17 protein-coding genes and 1 pseudogene are annotated in these 16,358 nt (G+C 71.2%); 1 reads left to right on the plus strand and 17 read right to left on the minus strand.

Annotated features, from left to right (window positions below; all coding sequences use genetic code 11):
• Positions 1-38 precede the first annotated feature (38 nt).
• Complete coding sequence (locus ACLB9X_RS31840; protein ID WP_410363904.1) at positions 39-1,001, plus strand: LysR substrate-binding domain-containing protein; 963 nt, start codon at positions 39-41, stop codon at positions 999-1,001.
• Between the two features lie 252 nt (positions 1,002-1,253).
• On the opposite strand, the gene ACLB9X_RS31845 is transcribed toward ACLB9X_RS31840, so the two are convergent.
• The 17 genes and pseudogenes from ACLB9X_RS31845 to ACLB9X_RS31925 all read right to left on the minus strand — a co-directional run bounded on the left by ACLB9X_RS31845 (position 1,254) and on the right by ACLB9X_RS31925 (position 16,119).
• Positions 1,254-3,728 (minus strand): SpoIIE family protein phosphatase, encoded by a 2,475-nt coding sequence (locus tag ACLB9X_RS31845; protein WP_410363905.1) that lies wholly within the window; start codon positions 3,726-3,728, stop codon positions 1,254-1,256.
• A 192-nt stretch (positions 3,729-3,920) separates the two neighbouring features.
• On the minus strand, positions 3,921-4,253 hold the full coding sequence (locus tag ACLB9X_RS31850) for an aldehyde dehydrogenase family protein (protein WP_410363929.1): 333 nt from the start codon (positions 4,251-4,253) through the stop codon (positions 3,921-3,923).
• Positions 4,198-4,887: pseudogene (locus ACLB9X_RS31855) on the minus strand (aldehyde dehydrogenase family protein); the annotation flags it as partial. The pseudogene ACLB9X_RS31855 and the gene ACLB9X_RS31850, both read right to left, overlap by 56 nt.
• Positions 4,888-5,127: 240 nt before the next feature.
• On the minus strand, positions 5,128-5,460 hold the full coding sequence (locus ACLB9X_RS31860; protein WP_410363906.1) for an alpha/beta hydrolase: 333 nt from the start codon (positions 5,458-5,460) through the stop codon (positions 5,128-5,130).
• 251 nt (positions 5,461-5,711) lie between these two features.
• On the minus strand, positions 5,712-6,815 hold the full coding sequence (locus tag ACLB9X_RS31865) for an NAD(P)-dependent alcohol dehydrogenase (protein WP_410363907.1): 1,104 nt from the start codon (positions 6,813-6,815) through the stop codon (positions 5,712-5,714).
• Positions 6,816-6,928: 113 nt separating this feature from the next.
• Positions 6,929-7,669 carry a hypothetical protein gene (locus ACLB9X_RS31870; protein WP_410363908.1) on the minus strand — a complete coding sequence of 247 codons (741 nt, stop codon included), beginning with the start codon at positions 7,667-7,669 and terminating at the stop codon, positions 6,929-6,931.
• 66 nt (positions 7,670-7,735) lie between these two features.
• Positions 7,736-8,377, minus strand: a complete 642-nt coding sequence (locus ACLB9X_RS31875; protein ID WP_410363909.1) for a helix-turn-helix domain-containing protein — start codon at positions 8,375-8,377, stop codon at positions 7,736-7,738.
• 26 nt (positions 8,378-8,403) lie between these two features.
• On the minus strand, positions 8,404-8,970 hold the full coding sequence (locus ACLB9X_RS31880; protein ID WP_410363910.1) for a hypothetical protein: 567 nt from the start codon (positions 8,968-8,970) through the stop codon (positions 8,404-8,406).
• Positions 8,967-9,173 carry a hypothetical protein gene (locus ACLB9X_RS31885; RefSeq protein WP_410363911.1) on the minus strand — a complete coding sequence of 69 codons (207 nt, stop codon included), beginning with the start codon at positions 9,171-9,173 and terminating at the stop codon, positions 8,967-8,969. The genes ACLB9X_RS31880 and ACLB9X_RS31885 overlap by 4 nt, the downstream gene beginning before the upstream one ends.
• Positions 9,174-9,467: 294 nt before the next feature.
• Positions 9,468-10,286 carry an alpha/beta fold hydrolase gene (locus tag ACLB9X_RS31890; protein WP_410363912.1) on the minus strand — a complete coding sequence of 273 codons (819 nt, stop codon included), beginning with the start codon at positions 10,284-10,286 and terminating at the stop codon, positions 9,468-9,470.
• 17 nt (positions 10,287-10,303) lie between these two features.
• The gene (locus ACLB9X_RS31895) at positions 10,304-11,509 is read right to left on the minus strand and encodes a thiolase family protein (protein ID WP_410363930.1); all 1,206 of its coding nucleotides are present in this window, start codon (positions 11,507-11,509) and stop codon (positions 10,304-10,306) included.
• A gap of 2 nt (positions 11,510-11,511) precedes the next feature.
• A complete protein-coding gene (locus ACLB9X_RS31900; RefSeq protein WP_410363913.1) occupies positions 11,512-12,159 on the minus strand; it encodes a CoA transferase subunit B in 648 nt (215 codons plus the stop codon).
• Positions 12,159-12,914 (minus strand): CoA transferase subunit A, encoded by a 756-nt coding sequence (locus tag ACLB9X_RS31905; protein ID WP_410363931.1) that lies wholly within the window; start codon positions 12,912-12,914, stop codon positions 12,159-12,161. Before ACLB9X_RS31905 ends, ACLB9X_RS31900 begins: the two co-directional genes overlap by 1 nt.
• The gene (catC, locus tag ACLB9X_RS31910; protein WP_410363914.1) at positions 12,914-13,210 is read right to left on the minus strand and encodes a muconolactone Delta-isomerase; all 297 of its coding nucleotides are present in this window, start codon (positions 13,208-13,210) and stop codon (positions 12,914-12,916) included. Before catC ends, ACLB9X_RS31905 begins: the two co-directional genes overlap by 1 nt.
• 6 nt (positions 13,211-13,216) lie before the next feature.
• Entirely contained in the window at positions 13,217-14,071 is an 855-nt protein-coding gene (catA, locus tag ACLB9X_RS31915) for a catechol 1,2-dioxygenase (RefSeq protein WP_410363915.1), read from the minus strand.
• A 39-nt stretch (positions 14,072-14,110) separates the two neighbouring features.
• Positions 14,111-15,214 carry a mandelate racemase/muconate lactonizing enzyme family protein gene (locus tag ACLB9X_RS31920; protein WP_410363916.1) on the minus strand — a complete coding sequence of 368 codons (1,104 nt, stop codon included), beginning with the start codon at positions 15,212-15,214 and terminating at the stop codon, positions 14,111-14,113.
• A complete protein-coding gene (locus ACLB9X_RS31925; RefSeq protein ID WP_410363917.1) occupies positions 15,211-16,119 on the minus strand; it encodes a LysR substrate-binding domain-containing protein in 909 nt (302 codons plus the stop codon). Before ACLB9X_RS31925 ends, ACLB9X_RS31920 begins: the two co-directional genes overlap by 4 nt.
• Positions 16,120-16,358: the final 239 nt, after the last annotated feature.

The following is a 16,358-nucleotide window of genomic DNA, read 5'->3' on the forward strand; positions in this document are numbered from 1 at the left end:
GGGTCCGAAAGCTGTCGTCGGTCCATAACATCCGCGCCATGGATCTGGAGCTGCGTCATCTACGCGTGCTGTGCACGATCGCCGAGGCGGGCAGTCTCACCCGTGCCGCCGCCTCGCTCGGGATGACCCAGCCCGGGCTCAGCGCCCAATTGCGCCGCATCGAGGCCATGCTGGGCGGAGTGCTGTTCGCCCGGGGACAGGCGGGAGTCGTCGCCACCCCCTTCGGAGAGCTGGTGCTCGACCGGGCCCGCGCCGTCCTCCCCGGCATCGACGGCCTGATCACGGACACCGCCCGGATGGCCCGCCGGATGTCCGCCTGCGACTGTGTCCGCATCGGCTCGGTCGGTGCGCCGCTTCTCGGCCAACTCGTCTTGGCCGTCAAGGCCGTTCTCCCGGACGCCCGGGTGACGACGCGCTGCCAGCACTCCCCGGTCACCCTGCTCGACGAGCTGGCGGCGGACCGGCTGGAGGCGGCGGTGCTCGGCGACCACCCCGACCAGCGGCTGCCGCACCGCGACGGCGTGGTGCTCCGACCCCTGGCCACCGAGCCGGTGTTCGCCCTGCTGCCGGCCTCCCACCCACTCGCCCGACGGGAAGAGGTCCCGCTGACCGCCCTCCTGGACGAGGACTGGGCGGCGCCCCGGCCGGACGGCGACCGGACCCGCGAGTACTGGTCGACCGTGTGCGCGGCGGCCGACCGCAGCCCGTACATCCCGTACGAGGCGGAGGGCCGCCCGCTGATCGAACTGGTCCGCGCGGGCCTGGCGGTCAGCCTGTGTCAGGCCACGTTCATCGAGGTCCCGGGTACCGCCGTACGCCCCCTGGCCGGAAATCCCCTCTGGTACCGGCACGTGCTGGCCTGGCACCACGACGGCCCGCTCGCGCGCCACGGCGACGACATCCTGCGCCGGGTCACGGCCGGCTACCGCGACACCTGCGCCGCCGCCCCCGCGTACGCACGCTGGCGCACCCGGCATCCGCACGCGACGGGCCCTGCGTGACCATCCGCGGGCCGCGAGCCGTAGCGCGCCAGAGGACGCCGGCCGCTGACGACATGCCGCCGTCGAACGTCAACCTGAGTCGCAGACAGGCTCTGGGAACGGCAGGTCAGCGACCCTTGTCGACCGGCTCCAAAATCGCGACGCACTCCACGTGGTGCGTCATCGGAAAGATGTCGGCTGGGCGAGTCATAGAAAAGGCCAGGTCAGGTTAGGTTTCTCGGCTCGCTGTCCCGCGTGCGGGCGCCCAGAGCGTCAATCGAGCGTCATGTCCCGTCCGGCCTTTGGGGCGGACAGGAGTTGCTCAGCCCAGATGGTCTTCCCGGTCCCCGTGTGGCGGCTCCCCCACCGCTCGGTCAGCTGGGCGACGATCATCAGACCACGGCCGCCCTCGTCGAAGACGCGGGCACGGCGCAAATGGGGGGCGGCGCTGCTGGTGTCGGAGACCTCGCAGATGAGCGAGTCGTCGTGGATCAGCCGGAGTTGCACGGGAGGGCTGCCGTAGCGGATGGCGTTGGTCACGAGTTCACTGACGATAAGCTCGGTGACGAAAGCGGCGTCGTTCATATCCCAGGCGGACAACTGGGCACCGGCCAGATCGCGGGCGCGGGCGACGACCGCGGGGTCGGCGGGCAGGTCCCAGGTGGCGACCTGGTCGGTGCCCAGGACTCGAGTCCGGGCCAGAAGGAGGGCGGCGTCATCGGTGCGGGGGTCGGACAGCAGGTTCCGCACCGCCGCCTCGCACATCTCCTCCAAGGGACGTGCGGAATCGGCGAGGAGGTCTCGGAGCCGGGCGTACCCAGCGTCCGGGTCGCGACCGCCGGCCGCGATGAAACCGTCGGTGCACAGGGCGAGGACGCTGCCCTCCGGCAGGTCGAACTCCGCGACCTCGAAGGGCAGGCCGCCGAGCCCCAGCGGGGGTCCCGGCGGCACGTCCAGCACGCTCGCCGGGCCGCCCGGGACGGCCAGTACGGGCGGAAGATGTCCTGCACTGGCTAGGGCGCAACGGCCGGAGACGGGGTCGTGCACCGCGTACATGCAGGTGGCCCCGACCTCGCCGACGTCCTCCGCCCCCGGATCTGCGTCCCTGTCCGCCGATACTTCACGGTCCATGCGCAGGACGAGATCGTCGAGCTGGGTCAGCAGTTCGTCCGGCGCCAGGTCCACGTCGGCGAGAGTGCGCACCGCGGTGCGCAGCCGGCCCATGGTGGCGGACGCGCGGATGCCGTGGCCGACCACGTCGCCCACCACCAGGGCCACCCGGGCTCCGGAGAGCGGGATGACGTCGAACCAGTCGCCGCCGATGCCGGCGCGGGCATGGGCGGGAAGGTAGCGGGAGGCCACCTCCACCGCCGCCTGCCGGGGCGCGTGCCGGGGCAGCAGGCTGCGCTGCAGGGCGAGCGCGGTGGTGCGTTCGCGGGTGTAGCGGCGGGCGTTGTCCACGCACAGGGCGGCTCGGGCAACCAGTTCCTCCACCAGGTTCACGTCGTCCTGGTCGAAGGGGTCCGGGTTCCGGTGACGGGCGAGGATCGCCAGTCCCAGGGTGACGCCACGCGCCCGCAGCGGCGCCAGCATCATCGAGTGCATCCCGTGGGACTGGATGCTACGGGCGCGCTCGGGGGAGCCGGCGGCCCACCAGCGGAGGGTTTCGGCGTCGATCCGGTGCCGCGTCACCTGCCCCGCGGTCAGGGCGAAGCCCGGGGGCGAGTCGACCGGGTAGGTATGCGCCCTGCCGAGCGGAACCACCGTCTCGGGGCAGCCCGCGAGCATGGACCGCTGGGCGGCCCGGTTGAAGACCATGATGTCACCCGGCGGGGCCGTGTCCGTGTCCGCACCCTGGAGCACGCTGTCCAGCAGGTCCACGACGACGAAGTCGGCGACGTGGTCGGTGCACAGCTTCGCCAGCTCGTCGGCGGTGCGTGTCAGGTCGAGCGTGGTGCCGATGCGCAGCCCGGACTCGTTCAGCACATCGAGTCGCTTGCGGGCCCGGTACTGCTCGGTGGTGTCCACGGCCGCCATCGACAGGGCACGCACTCGGCCGACGGGGTCCTTGACCGGGTAGAGGGAGAGCAGCCAGGCGTGCGCGTGGCTCTCGCCGGGTGCCCGGACATATACCTCGTACGGCATCGGCTGCCCGTCGCGCAGCACCTTCGCCACCACTTCGCCGACGTCCTCCATGCCTTCGATGGGTTGCCCCGGGCCCGACTCCCAGGGGTGCACGCCGCGCAGCTCCTCCTCTGGCTTCCCCATGGCGCCTTCCATGGCCATGTTGACGGCGATCGCGCGTGCCTCCTGATCGAAGAGCGCCATCGGCAGCGGGATCTGGTCCAGTGCCCATTGCTTGAGCGTCGCGATCGCCGGTTCATCGTCAGTGGCCCGTTCCGCTGCGGTGGCCGTCAGGAACCAGTGCGTCTCTCCGACCGCGTTCAACAGTGGGTATGCCTCGACCGCCAGGTCCACGCGGTGTCCGTCACGGTGCCGAACCGCGATCCGTCCACTCCAGGGCTGCCGCGCGTCGCATCGGTCCTCCGCTGCGGCCGGCAAAGCCTCGACGAGCAGTCCTGCGGCCGCCCGGCCGACCACGTCCACCGGCTCGTAGCCGAGCAGTCCACGCGCACCGACGTTCCATGCCGTCACCATGCCCTGGCTGTCCAGGGCCGCGGAGACGGTCTGGTCGGCCGGTGACCTCGCGCGGCTCGCACTCACCTCGACAGCGGCGTCCTCGCTCATGCCTGCTCTCTCACCCTGTCGCTCCGGTCAGCACCGTCGCTGCGGACCCGTCCACGACTCTGCTCCCAGATTGCTCCCGTCGCCATCCCCTCGCAATCCCTCAAAACAGGCAGCGGGGACGCTTCATCGCCCCTGGCACTGCGGCGATTTCACGCCTCGGTGCCAGGGGTGATGGGGGGGTCGCAGATAGGGTCACAGATAGACGGTCTGCGTCTGCTGATAGCCGGCCAGGCCCTCCGGCCCCAGCTCGCGGCCCAGGCCGCTCGCCTTGACGCCGCCGAACGGCGCGGCCGGGTCGGGGATGTACCGGTTGACGCCGATCGTGCCCGTGCGGACACGGTGAGCGACGCCCGCGCCGCGCTCTGGGGCCAGGTCGGCGTCGTCGAGGACGATCGCCGCCGACTTGCCTCCCAACTCCAGGCAGGCGGCCGCAGGTCTCGGCGATGGCCCGGCCGGCGGCCGTGGAACCGGTGAAGGCGAAATTGTCGACGGCCGGGTGGGAGACCAGGTAGGCGCCGACCTCACGGCCTGCCGGGACGATGTTGATCACGCCGGCGGGGACGCCGGCCTCCTCCACGGCCTCGGCCAGCAGGTAGGCGTCCAGTACGGTCTCCGGCGAGGGCTTGATGACGAGTGTGCAGCCGGTCGCCATCGCCGGCGCGATCTTGAACATGGTCAGGGCCTGCGGGAAGTTCCACGGCACGATCGCCGCGACCACGCCCACCGGCGCCTTGCGGACCTCGATCGAACCGCCGAACAGACCGGGCCGGGTCTCGGTCACGGCCAGCTCCTTCGCCAGTCCGGCGTAGTAGCACAGCACCGCGCTCGGATAGCCGGTCTCCAGCTGGCGGGCGACTGCGACGGGCATGCCGTTCTGGGCGCTGACCCGCTCGACGAACCCGTCGGCCCGCTTGTCGATGGCGTCGGCGAGGCGCTCCATTACTTCGGCACGCCGCGCGGGCTCCCAGCTCGCCCAGCCGGTCGGGTCGTCGAAGGCGTCACGGGCGGCGGCCACCGCCCGGTCGACGTCGGCCTCGCTGCCCTCGGGCACGAGCCCGAGCGGCTCCTCCGTGCTGGCGTTGACGGGGACGATCGTCCGGTCGGTGGCGGGGCGGACCCATTCGCCGCCGATGTAGAAGGTGTCGTAGCGCAGGTTCATTGGTCGGCTCCAAGGGGGCTCGGGCGGGTGGTGGCGCGGCACACGGCCGCGGCGAAGGCGTCCGGCGCGTCGACGTGCACGAGTGACCGGCGCTGGGGATCACCTCGCTGCGGATCGCGGGCACGGCACGCGCCATCCGCCGGTGCAGGGTGTGGAAGAAGAGGTGGCTGTTCTCGCCGCTGAGGAAGGTGATCTGGACGCGGAGGTCGCGGATCCGGCGCATCGGCAGGTGCTCGAACATCACGCCGTACGGGTGCGGGTCGAGCTCCGCCAGGATGTTGCGGGCATGGCCGAGCAGCCGGTCGCGTTCCTCCTTCGGTGCTTTGTCGTACGACTCCTCGCCAGCCCAGTGGAGGAAGTACTCGGCCCCCCCTCCTGCGGACGGCGGGGCAGCTGGGCCCACTTGGCGCGGGCCAAAATGCGCAGCTGGTCGGCCCTGGGCCGGCGCAGGCCGTGGAACGGCGGCTCGACGACGATCAGGCGGCGGACGAGGTCGGGGCGGGCGGCGGTGAGTGCGAGGGCGATGTTGCCGCCCGAGCTCCAGCCCAGCACGGTGGCCGGGGACTTGGCCACCCGCTCCAGTACGGGGTGGCGTCCGCGACGTGGCGGCGGTGGTCGCGCACCGGGGGTGCACGGAGGCGCCGTAGCCGCGGCGGTCGTAGGCGATGACCCGGTGCCCGGCCGCCGCCAGGTCGCCGGTGGTCCGGCCCCAGGTGGCGGCCTGCGCACCACTGCCGTGGATCAGCAGCAGCGGGTCGCCGGAGTCGTGCTCCTCATACGCCAGGTCGACTCCCTCGTAGGAAAGGAACATCGCTGTGCACCGCTCAGCCGAAGGTCAGGACGGCCTTGAGGGTGGTGCCCTTCTCGGCGTCCTCCACGGCCTCGTTGATGTCCTCGAACGCGTAGGACTTGATCAGCTTGTCGAAGGGGAAGCGGCCCTGCCGGTACAGGTCGACGAGCTTGGGGATGAACAGTTGCGGCACGCTGTCGCCCTCGACGATGCCGCGCACGGTGCGGCCGAAGAGGAGGGAGGACATGTCGAGGGAGACTTCGGTGCCGATGGCGGCGGCGCCGATGAGGCCGCAGGTGCCGCCCTGGTTGAGGGCGTCCGCCGCCTGCCGCAGCACGGCCGGGACGGCGGTGGTCTCCACGGTGAAGTCGAGGCCGAGGCCGCCGGTGAGGTCTCGCAGCGCGGCCACCGTGTCGCCGGCCGCGCCGTTGATGACGTGGGTGGCGCCGACCTCCTTGGCCAGCTCCAGGCGCTGGTCGTTGAGGTCGACGGCGACGATGGTGGTGCAGCCCGCGACGACGGCGCCCATGACGGCGCTCAGGCCGACCGAGCCGGCGCCGAAGACGGCGATGCTGCTGCCCGCCGGGGGCTTGAGCGAGTTCAGGACGCCGCCGGCGCCGGTCTGGATGCCGCAGCCGAGCGGGCCGAGCAGTTCCAGGGGCGCGGTCGGGTCGGCCTTGACCACGTTGCGCTCGGTGGCGAGGGCGTGGGTCGCGAACGCGGACTGGCCGAAGAACACGCCGTGGACGTCGTCGCCGGACTCGCGGTGCAGCGGCGTGCTGCCGTCCAGCCGGGAGCCGGCGAAGTTGTGCGCGAAGAACTGGTCGCAGTAGGCGGGGCGGCCCTGCAGACACGTACGGCAGCTCCCGCAGGACTGGAACGTGAGGACGACGTGGTCGCCGGCGGCGACCGAGGTCACGCCGTCGCCGACGGCCTCCACGACGCCGGCGCCCTCGTGGCCGAGGACGGCGGGCAGGGGTACCGGGTACCACTGGTCACGGACGATGAGGTCGGTGTGGCACACCCCGGAGCTCACCATCCTGACGACGACCTCGCCGGGGCGCGGGTCGTCCAGGTGGAGGGGTGCGAGGGTGAAGGGTGCGCCCTTGGTCTCGGTCAGCGCGGCGGTGATCTGCATGGTGCGGCTCCTTTGCCGATGGGGGTGCTGACCGGAAAAGTAGGACCGCGCGCACCCTCACAACTGTTCAATCCGTGGACACTTCGACCAGGGCGTGTGTCCGGTCGCCGTGCTCAGCCCAGGCCGACTTCCTCGCAGCCTTCAGGGGCGGTTCCACCGCTCAGCCGGTCGACGAGCCACTCCACACCGCGCGGGGGCCGAGGACGATGCCGGGGACGTGGTCGATCTCGGTGAGCGCCTCGAACCGGACAGACTGCCCTCGCGCGCACCAGTCGTGGTAGAGCCTGGAACCCTGACTGAACGGGACGACCGCGCCCGACGAGGTACGACGGCAGCCCGGGCGTGCCCTGCCCCTCGTAGTCCGTGACGACGACGGAGACGCCGTGCAGGAGGAGCTGCTCGTATTCCGCCAGGGAGTACTCCGGGCTTGCCGGGTTCGCCTCCAGCAGGTCCGCCTGCCTGGACGGCGCGCACTTGTCGGAGAGCCCGCGCGTGCCAGGCGAGTCGGCCACGAGGGGGTTGTCGTGGCCCGGCTTCTGGTTGAGCGGGGTAAGCAGGAGGCCCGTGACCGCGATCCGTCCGCCCTGGGCGTCGGTCGACAGATACATGATCTGCTGGACGCGGGCGCCCGGAACCGACGACGTGACAACGTCCCGAGTGCGGATGACGTCACCGGGCGCACCGGGCGGGAGGGGGGACGGGGGCGTGTAGAAGGCGTCCGTGCCTGCGGTGAGTGCGGACAGCGTCGAGACGGCGGGAATCTGTGCCTCGGCTGCGGCCGCGCCGCTGCCTGCGGTCGGGGCGCTGAGGAGGAGCGCGGCGGCGACGGGGAGGATCCTTCTTGTTCTTGGCATGGGCGGCACCGTAGGCCGGACCGCTCACCGGAAGCTTTTCAACTTCTGGACATGGCCGCCGACGGCTCAGGCGGTGATCTGCAGGGTGCGCATGCGGTTGTAGAGCGTGGTCCGGCTGATGCCCAGCCGCTTCGCGGCATGCAGCTTGTTGCCGCCGCACTCGCGCAGCGCCGCGGCGATCGCGTCGTGTTCGGCTCGCTCCAGCGGCGTCATGCTGCGCATGCGCGGGCTGACCCGGTATCCCTCCGGGAGGTCCCAAGGGGTGATGTCGCCCACCGAGCGGTGTCCGGCGACGGTCCGGACGACCGCGTGCAGTTCGCTCAGGTTGCCGGGCCACGGGTGGCCAGCGAGGGCCGCCAGTGCGGCCGGGGTGAAGCGCAGCCGGTCGCCGGTGCCCAGACCGTCGAGCATCGCCCGGACGAGTTCCGGCAGCTCTTCCGTGCGCTCCCGCAGCGTCGGCAACTCGATGTGCACCGGGCAGGCGGCGGCCAGTGCGGCGCTCCGGCCGGTGAGTTCGGCGAGGGAAGCCCCGGTCAGGGCGATCCACGGGCCGGGCCGTTCCATGAGCCGGCGCAGGCGGACGGCGCAGGCGTCGGGCAGCAGCTGTACGTCCTCGACGACCAGCAGGGCCGACCGGTCGTCCGCCGCCCGCTCCAGGTCGGCGAGCCAGGCGGCCTCCCCACGTACGGTGGCTTCCGACGCTTCCATGACGAGGATCCGCGTGCTGTCCCCGCTCACCAGTGACCGCACTGTCCTGGTGCGCCCGGTGCCGGGTTCCCCTCCGACGTACACCGGCGTGCCCGGCGCGGGTTCCATGGTCCGTACGGCGGGACGCCGGGCGGAGCCGACGGTCCGGGCCGTCGGGTCCGGACCGTCCGGCTTGTCGAACTCGAAGAGCACACCCTCACCCCCGAGCGCGACGGCCTGGACCGGACGGAGACTTCTCGCCCCGAGGCGAGTTCGACCGAGCGGACCGTATGAGGTTGCGGGCATCCGCCGCTGCCCCGGCGGACGATGCCGGCTGCGAGTTCGCGCAGCCGGAAGTGGTCGACGGGGTCGAGGAGCTCCACGGCGGAGGGGTTCGCCAGCACCACGCCCTCCCCCAGCACCAGCACCGGACGGTTGCGTCCTGCCGCGGCCGTCTGGAAGGCCGCCAGCATCCGCTGTTCGGCACGGCGCGTGGACTGCAGCAGCCGTTCCTCGATGTCGCGGGCCGCGCGGGCGATGAGCGGGGCGAGCAGGGGAGAGTCGTTCCCGGTGTCGCAGGTGATGTCGAGGACGCCCACCAGACGGCGGGTCACGGGGTGGGTGATCGGATGGCCGTAGCAGCTGAACCGTTTGAACGGCTCAGGTAGTGCTCCTCGCCGTGCACCGCGACTCCGCGGCGCAGCTCGTGCGCCGTGGCGATGGAGTTCGTCCCCGTGGTCTCCTCCAGGAACACGCCGCCGGCCACCACGCCGAGCCCCTCCAGCCGGTCGCGCAGCCGCCCGGCCCCGATGGGCATGTCACGATCCGCGACTCGCGGTCGGTGAACAGCACGCAGAAGTCCCCGTCGCCGAGCTGCTCGGCGAGCTCGGCGAGCACCGGTTCGGCAGCCGCCGCCAGACGGCTGCGCCGGTCCACCGCGTCCGGCTCTACGCGCAGATTCGGAGCCTCGGGGCTGAGCCCGCTGATCTCGGAGCGCCACCAGGAGTGGGCGATCTCCGGGCGGAGCGTGTCACTGGGCTGCACAGCGACCTCCGGTGAGCTGCATGCCGTACTTGCGGGGTTTGGTGGTGGTGTGCGGAGCGTAAACGGGTCAGTCGGTCTGGGGAACCCTCGGACGGTGTTTCTCCTGGGCCATGGAAAGGTGTGCGGTGAGGACGTCCCGCAGGGCCCTGGGCCGCTCGGCGGCGAGGTGACCGCAGGCGATGGTCTTCAGCACGGCGTGCGGGATGCCGTCGGCCAGTTCTCGCGCGTGCTCCAGCGGCGTAGCTGTGTCGAGCGTGCCTCCGACGACGAGAGCGGGGGCGCTGATCGCCGCCAGTTCGGGGCGCAGGTCGTATTCGGCGAGGGCGTCGCAGCACGCCGCGTACCCGACCGGGTCGGCGTCGGCGAGACTGCCGAGCAGTCTGCGGCCGAAGGGGGTGCCGGCCACGTCGGCCGTGGCGAACCAGCGGCCCGGGCTGGTCTCCAGTAGCGGAGCGGTGCCCTTGATCCGCACCAGACCCGCCCGCTCCTGCCATGGCTCGGCGGGACCGAAGTGCGCGGAGGAGCAAACCAGGGCCAGGGAGGAGACCCGTTCCGGATGGCGGGCGGCGAGGTGGGCCCCGATGGCTCCGCCCAGGGAGATGCCCGCGTAGTGGAACCGGTCCCAGCCGTGGTGGTCGGCGAGGGCGAGCACCAGCGACGCGAGGTGTCCGACCGTCGTGCGGCCGGGCTCGGGGGCGGGCAGGACAGCGGACGAGGAACCGCCGTGTCCGGGCAGGTCGAAGCGCAGTACCCGGAAACGGCGGGTCAGGGCGGGCAGCTGCGGCTCCCAGACCGCCTTGGAGGTGCCCAGGGACGGGCCGAGGACCAGGGGCGGCGCGTCCGCCGGTCCGACCACGTGGTGGTGCAGCAGGGGCGAGGCGGACACAGCGACTCCTGGAGGCTTCACGGGTGTTCGAGGACGAGGGCCAGGCCCTGCCCGACGCCGATGCAGAGGGTGGCGACGCCGACGCCGCTGCCCTTGCGGGCCAGCTGGTGGGCGACGGTGCCGGCGAGGCGCGCGCCGGAGGCGCCCAGCGGGTGGCCGAGGGCGATGGCGCCGCCCTGCGGGTTGAGGATCGCCGGGTCGAACTCGGGCCACTCGGCGACACAGCCCAGCACCTGAGCGGCGAACGCCTCGTTCAGCTCCAGGACGGACAGGTCGTCGAAGCCCTTGCCCGCCTTGGCCAGCGCGCGGTTGACCGCCTCCACGGGCCCGAGCCCGAAGTAGTGCGGGTCGATCGCCGAGACGCCGGATGCGCAGACGCGGGCGAGGGGCTCGCGGCCGGTGGCCTTCAGGCCCTCCTCGTCGGTCAGCAGCAGCGCCGCGGCCCCGTCGTTCAGCGGCGACGCGTTGCCCGCGGTGACCGTTCCGTTCTCCTCGCGGAAGGACGGCTTCAGCCTGGCCATCGCGGTCAGTGAGGCGTCCGGCCGCACACACTCGTCCACCCTGAAGACCACCGGGTCGCCCTTGCGCTGCGGAGTGACCACCGGCGTCAGCTCGGCGTCGAAGAGCCCGGCCTGCTGCGCCTTCGCCGCCTTCTGGTGCGAGGCGAGCGCGAACTCGTCCTGCTGCTCCCGGGTGATCTTGTGCTTCTCGGCGATCAGCTCGGCCGACTCGCCCAGCGGGACGGTCCACTGCGGGTCCATCCTCGGGTTGACCATGCGCCAGCCCAGGGTGGTCGAGTACAGCTCGGTGTGCCCGGCCGGGAAGGCCCGGTCGTTCTTCGGCAGCACATACGGGGCGCGGGTCATCGACTCCACACCACCGGCCACGGCGATGGAGGCGTCCCCGACCGCGATGGCGCGGGCCGCCTGGATCACCGCCTCCAGACCGGAGGCGCACAGGCGGTTGACGGTCACGCCGGGGACGGAGGTCGGCAGTCCGGCCAGGAGCGCGGCCATTCTGCCCACGTTCCGGTTCTCCTCGCCGGCGCCGTTGGCATTGCCGAAGTAGACGTCCTCGATCCGAGAAGGGTCCAACTCCGGTGTACGGCGGACGAGTGCGCGGATTGCGTGGGCGGCCAGGTCGTCTGGGCGGACGGCGGCGAGCGCGCCGTTGTAGCGGCCGACCGGCGTGCGGACCGCGTCGACGATGTAGACGTCCCGCAGTGTCATGACGAGATCTCCTCGGTGGTGCGGACCTTCGCGTCGGTCCTGGCCACGATGTCGTCGGCGCTCACGCCGGGCGCGGTCTCGACGAGGACGAGCCCGTCGTCGGTGACGTCGAGGACACCGAGGTCGGTGATGATCCGGTTCACGCATGCCCTGCCGGTGAGGGGCAGAGCGCACTCGGTGAGGATCTTGGGCGAGCCGTCCTTGGCGGTGTGGGTCATCACAACGATGACCGTACGGGCCCCGTGGACCAGGTCCATCGCCCCGCCGATTCCGGTGACCAGCTTCCCCGGGATCGCCCAGTTCGCCAGGTCGCCGACGGCCGACACCTGCATCGCGCCCAGGACGGCGACGTCGATGTGCCCGCCCCGGATCATCGCGAAGGACAGCGCCGAGTCGAAGAAGGAGGCACCCGGAAGGACCGTCACGGTCTCCTTGCCGGCGTTGATCAGGTCCGGGTCGACCTGGTCCCCGGCCGGGTACGGACCGGTGCCGAGGATGCCGTTCTCCGATTCCAGGACCACCTCGACGCCGGGCGGGAGGTAGTTCGGGATCAGCGTCGGCAGACCGATGCCGAGGTTGACGTACTGCCCGTCCTCCAGCTCGCGCGCGGCACGGGCGGCCATCTGCTCACGTGTCCAGGCCATCAGCTGCTCACCGTCCGCTGCTCGATCTTCTTGTCCGCCGCCTGCTCGGCAGTGAGGGCGACCACGCGCTGCACGAAGATCCCCGGCAGGTGAACGGCGTCCGGCTCGATGTCGCCGGGTTCCACGAGCTCCTCGACCTCGGCGATCGTGATCCGGCCGGCCATGGCGGCAAGCGGGTTGAAGTTACGGGAGGACTTGTTGAACACGAGATTCCCGTGCCGGTCCCCCCGCCAGGCCCGCACCAGCGCGAAGTCGGTGCGGATACCGCGCTCCAGCACGTACTCGGTGCCGTCGAACTCCCGCACCTCCTTCGGCGGCGACGCCAGAGCGACGCCACCGGAGCCGTCGTAGCGCCACGGCAGCCCGCCCTCGGCGACCTGCGTACCCACACCGGCCGGGGTGAAGAAGGCCGGGATGCCCGCACCCCCGGCACGCAGCCGCTCGGCGAGCGTGCCCTGCGGGATCAACTCGACTTCCAGTTCCCCGGCCAGATACTGCCGGGCGAACTCCTTGTTGGCGCCGATGTAGGAGCCGGTCACCCGGGCGATCCGGCCGGCGGTCAGCAGTACCGCGAGGCCGGAGTCCATCGCCCCGCAGTTGTTGGACACCACCGACAGCCCGGCCACACCCCGCTCGTACAGGGCCTGGATCAGCACGTTCGGCACACCGCTGAGTCCGAAGCCGCCCACGGCGAGCGACGCACCCTCGGGCACGTCGGCCACCGCCTCGGCAGCTGTCGCGATCACCTTGTCCATCATGCCGGGACCTCACTGGCCGCCAGATCGGACGGGTGCTGAGCCAGTGGGGTGACCTCGATCGTCAGGTAGGGGAACAACGGCAGGTGCCACAGGATCCGGTGCAGCGCCTCGTTGTCGGCGACGTCGAAGACGCTGATGTTGGCGTACCGGCCGACGCACCGCCAGATGTGCACCCACTCACCCGACTTCTGCAGTTCCTGGCAGTACGCCTTCTCCCGCGCCACCAGATCCGCGCGGACCTCGAGGTCGAGGTCCCGCGGAATGTCGACATCCATCCGAACCGCGAAGAGCACCGTGCATCACGCCTTGTCGAGGACGAAGTCGTAACGGACCTCACGACCCTCGCCGTTCGCGGCGGGACCGGGGTCGAGGATCAGCTCGGGCTTCACGGCGGAGGCTATGTCGTCGGAGACATGGCTGCCGCCCTTGAAGTACAGCTGGGTGGTGATGAGCTGGTGTCCGGGCGCCGACACCTTCAGGTGCAGGTGGGCGGGGCGCCAGGCGTGCCAGCCGGCCGCGGCGATCAGCTTGCCGCAAGAGCCGTCGGTGGGGATCTGGTACGGGGCGGGCTCGATGGTGTGGATCCGGAATTGTCCGGTGTCGTCGGCGACGACCGTGCCCCTCAGGTTCCACTGCGGCAGGTTCGGCGCGAACTGCGAGTAGAAGCCGTCGCTGTCGGCGTGCCAGATCTCGATCTTGGCACCGGCCAACGGGGTGCCGTCGACGCCCGTCACCCGTCCCTGGAACAGCAGAGGCGTGCCCTCCTCGCCCTCGCGCATGGGGAGGGTCGCCTCCGCGGGCAGGAGCGGGGAGTCGGGAACGTAGTACGGGCCCTCGATGGTGCCCTTGCTGCCCTCGCGGTCCTCGTTTGCGACCTCCTCGACCACGTGCTCCAGCCACACGTCGAGGAAGAGCGGCCACTCGCCGTCCTCGCCGACCTTGATGAGCCAGGACTTCAGCACGTCGTACTCGGCGTACGTCACCTTGTGGCGGCGGATGATGTCGTGGGCGGCGGTGAGGAGTTCGGTGACGAGCGTGTCGACGCGCTTGGTGTCGACGTCGGCCGCCCCGGTGCGCTGCTTGTTGCGGAACTGCTCGGTCGCGGCGGCTCCGGAGGAGGCGGCGGTGGCCTGCTCGATGGTGGTGTCGGTCATGGTGATCCCGTCCCTTGAAACTCGTGTCCTGAAGGTGTGTCAGCGGTCCTGGCGATAACGCGCCAGCTTCTCGGGGTCGATGTCGATGCCGAGTCCGGCGCCCTCGCGAACGCGCAGGGTGCCGTTCTCGATGGTCAGCGGCTCGGTGAGGAGGTCGTCGGTCATGTCGAGGAAGTTGGACAGCTCGCCCGCGTACCGGGCGGAGGTGCGGTGCGCGGCGCCGAAGGCGACCGCGCACAACGTGCCTATCTGGCCGTCGATCTGGTTGCCGATCACCACATCGACGCCCAGTCCCTCGCACTCGTGCAGCACCCGCTGGGAGGCGGTGAAGCCGGTGCGGGCGGTCTTGATGCTGATGGCGGTGGCGGAGCCGCCGAGGAGTTCCCGGGTCACCTCGGCGGCCCGGGTGGCGCTCTCGTCGGCGATGAACGGCACCGGGCTCTGCGCGACGAGCCAGCGTCGGCCCAGCACGTCGTCGGCGGGGCAGAGCTCCTCGGCGAAGGTCAGGCCGAGGTCGGCCGTCTCCCGCAGGACGCGGGCGGACTCGGAAGCGGTCCAGCCCCGGTTGCCGTCGATGTAGAGCTCGGCGTCCGGGCCCAGGGCCTCGCGCAGCGCCCGGCACGCGTCGACGTCCTGCGTGTAGGGGCGGCGGCCGACCTTCACCTTGAAGGTGGTGATGCCGTACGTGTCCCGGATCCGTTCCGCCTCGGCGACCATCGCCTCGGCCGGTGCGAAGCCGACCATGTGGCTGACCCGCATGCGGTCCGAGTAGCCGCCGAGGAGGCCGGAGACCGGCATGCCGGCGGCCTGGCCGAGGATGTCCCACAGCGCCATGTCGAGCGCCGCCTTGGCGGTCGGGTTGCCGACGGTGCGGTCCAGCCGCTCGTGGACGCCTTCCCGTTCCAGAGCGGTCAGCCCCAGGAGCTGGGGCGCGAAGATGTTGTCGATCACCGCGACGATGGACTCCTGGGTCTCGCCGTAGGTGTACGGCCGCGGGGGCGCCTCGGCGGTGCCGGTCAGGCCCTCGTCGGTGTGCACCCGGACCAGGACGTGGTCGGCGGTGTGCACCTCGCCGGACGCGAACCTCAGCGGCTTGGCATACGGAATGGCGAAGGGGATGGCCTCCACCTTGACGATCTTCATGCCGCTCCCTCGGGCACGTCGATGAACATGTCGTTCTGCTCCAGCACCGTCAGGAGGCGACGCAGCAGCGGCGATGCGTCGTCCTCGCGCCAGGCCAGGTCGAGGCGCACGGTCAGCGCGTCCTCGATGTCCTTGCACACCACGCCCTCGCGGGGCGCGGCGCGGATCGAGTCGGGGAGGACTGCGACACCGAGTCCGGCGGCGACCAGCGCCAGGGCGGCGGAGGTCTCGGTGACCTCGTAGGCGCGGTGCGGGTAGAATCCGGCGGCCAGGCAGCTGCGGACCACGGCGTCGTACACGACGGAACCCGACGTGGCGCCGTACAGGACGAAGTCCTCGTGCCGCAGCTGTTCGACGCGGACCACGTCCGCCTCGGCGAGCCAGTGCTGCTCGGGTACGGCGACGGCCAGGGGCTCGGTGGCGACGGTGCGGTGGGCGATGCCCTCCTGGCGGACGGGCGGGCGCAGCAGGCCGATGTCGAGGCGGCGCTCGATCAGCCCCGCTTCCTGGGCGGGCGTGAGCATCTCGGTGTGCACCTCCAGCATCACTTGGGGCATCGCGCGCTTCATCAGCCGTGCGAGTGCGGGCAGTTGGCGGTACGAGGCGGCGCCCGTCAGGCCGATCCTGAGCACCCCTTCCGCCCCGGCGGCGAAGCGCCCGACCCGGGCGACCGCCTCGTCGACGGCCGTGAGGATGCGCTCCGCGTCGGTGCGGAACACCTCGCCGGCGCCGGTGAGGGCGACCTGGCGGGTGGTGCGGGTGAACAGTTCCACGCCCAGTTCCGTCTCCAGGCGGCGTATCGCCTGGGAGAGCGGCGGCTGGGCCATGTGGAGGTTTTCCGCGGCCTTTCCGAAATGACGCGTTTCGGCGACGGCCACGAAATACCGAAGATGCCTGAGTTCCATTTCGGGCTGCCCCTTTTTCGTGTTTCGGGGCCCTCGAACGAGCCCCAGCGTAGAGAGCGAATCCCATACCGCACAAATACCTGGTCTGAGCTTATTCAGACGGCGGTGATATCAATACCCCCCTGGGTCAAACCTGGGGGAATGTCCGGGGCCGACTCTTCACCGCGCTGTCATGGTGCTGAAAAGCAATGGCAACGAGGCCGCCGACCTGCGGCCCGGTCGAGGTGAAAGGGACGGAA

This window comes from Streptomyces sp. 5K101, from assembly GCF_046506645.1.
Lineage (GTDB): Bacteria > Actinomycetota > Actinomycetes > Streptomycetales > Streptomycetaceae > Streptomyces.

Excerpts from the sequence above, each read along its gene's own strand:
- ACLB9X_RS31840 (WP_410363904.1), top strand. The coding sequence starts at position 39 with ATGGATCTGGAGCTGCGTCATCTACGCGTGCTGTGCACGATCGCCGAG.
- ACLB9X_RS31845 (WP_410363905.1), bottom strand. The coding sequence starts at position 3,728 with ATGAGCGAGGACGCCGCTGTCGAGGTGAGTGCGAGCCGCGCGAGGTCA.
- ACLB9X_RS31865 (WP_410363907.1), bottom strand. The coding sequence starts at position 6,815 with ATGCAGATCACCGCCGCGCTGACCGAGACCAAGGGCGCACCCTTCACC.
- ACLB9X_RS31870 (WP_410363908.1), bottom strand. The coding sequence starts at position 7,669 with ATGCCAAGAACAAGAAGGATCCTCCCCGTCGCCGCCGCGCTCCTCCTC.
- ACLB9X_RS31875 (WP_410363909.1), bottom strand. The coding sequence starts at position 8,377 with ATGGAAGCGTCGGAAGCCACCGTACGTGGGGAGGCCGCCTGGCTCGCC.
- ACLB9X_RS31885 (WP_410363911.1), bottom strand. The coding sequence starts at position 9,173 with ATGCCCATCGGGGCCGGGCGGCTGCGCGACCGGCTGGAGGGGCTCGGC.
- ACLB9X_RS31900 (WP_410363913.1), bottom strand. The coding sequence starts at position 12,159 with ATGGCCTGGACACGTGAGCAGATGGCCGCCCGTGCCGCGCGCGAGCTG.
- ACLB9X_RS31905 (WP_410363931.1), bottom strand. The coding sequence starts at position 12,914 with ATGGACAAGGTGATCGCGACAGCTGCCGAGGCGGTGGCCGACGTGCCC.
- catA (WP_410363915.1), bottom strand. The coding sequence starts at position 14,071 with ATGACCGACACCACCATCGAGCAGGCCACCGCCGCCTCCTCCGGAGCC.
- ACLB9X_RS31920 (WP_410363916.1), bottom strand. The coding sequence starts at position 15,214 with ATGAAGATCGTCAAGGTGGAGGCCATCCCCTTCGCCATTCCGTATGCC.
- ACLB9X_RS31925 (WP_410363917.1), bottom strand. The coding sequence starts at position 16,119 with ATGGAACTCAGGCATCTTCGGTATTTCGTGGCCGTCGCCGAAACGCGT.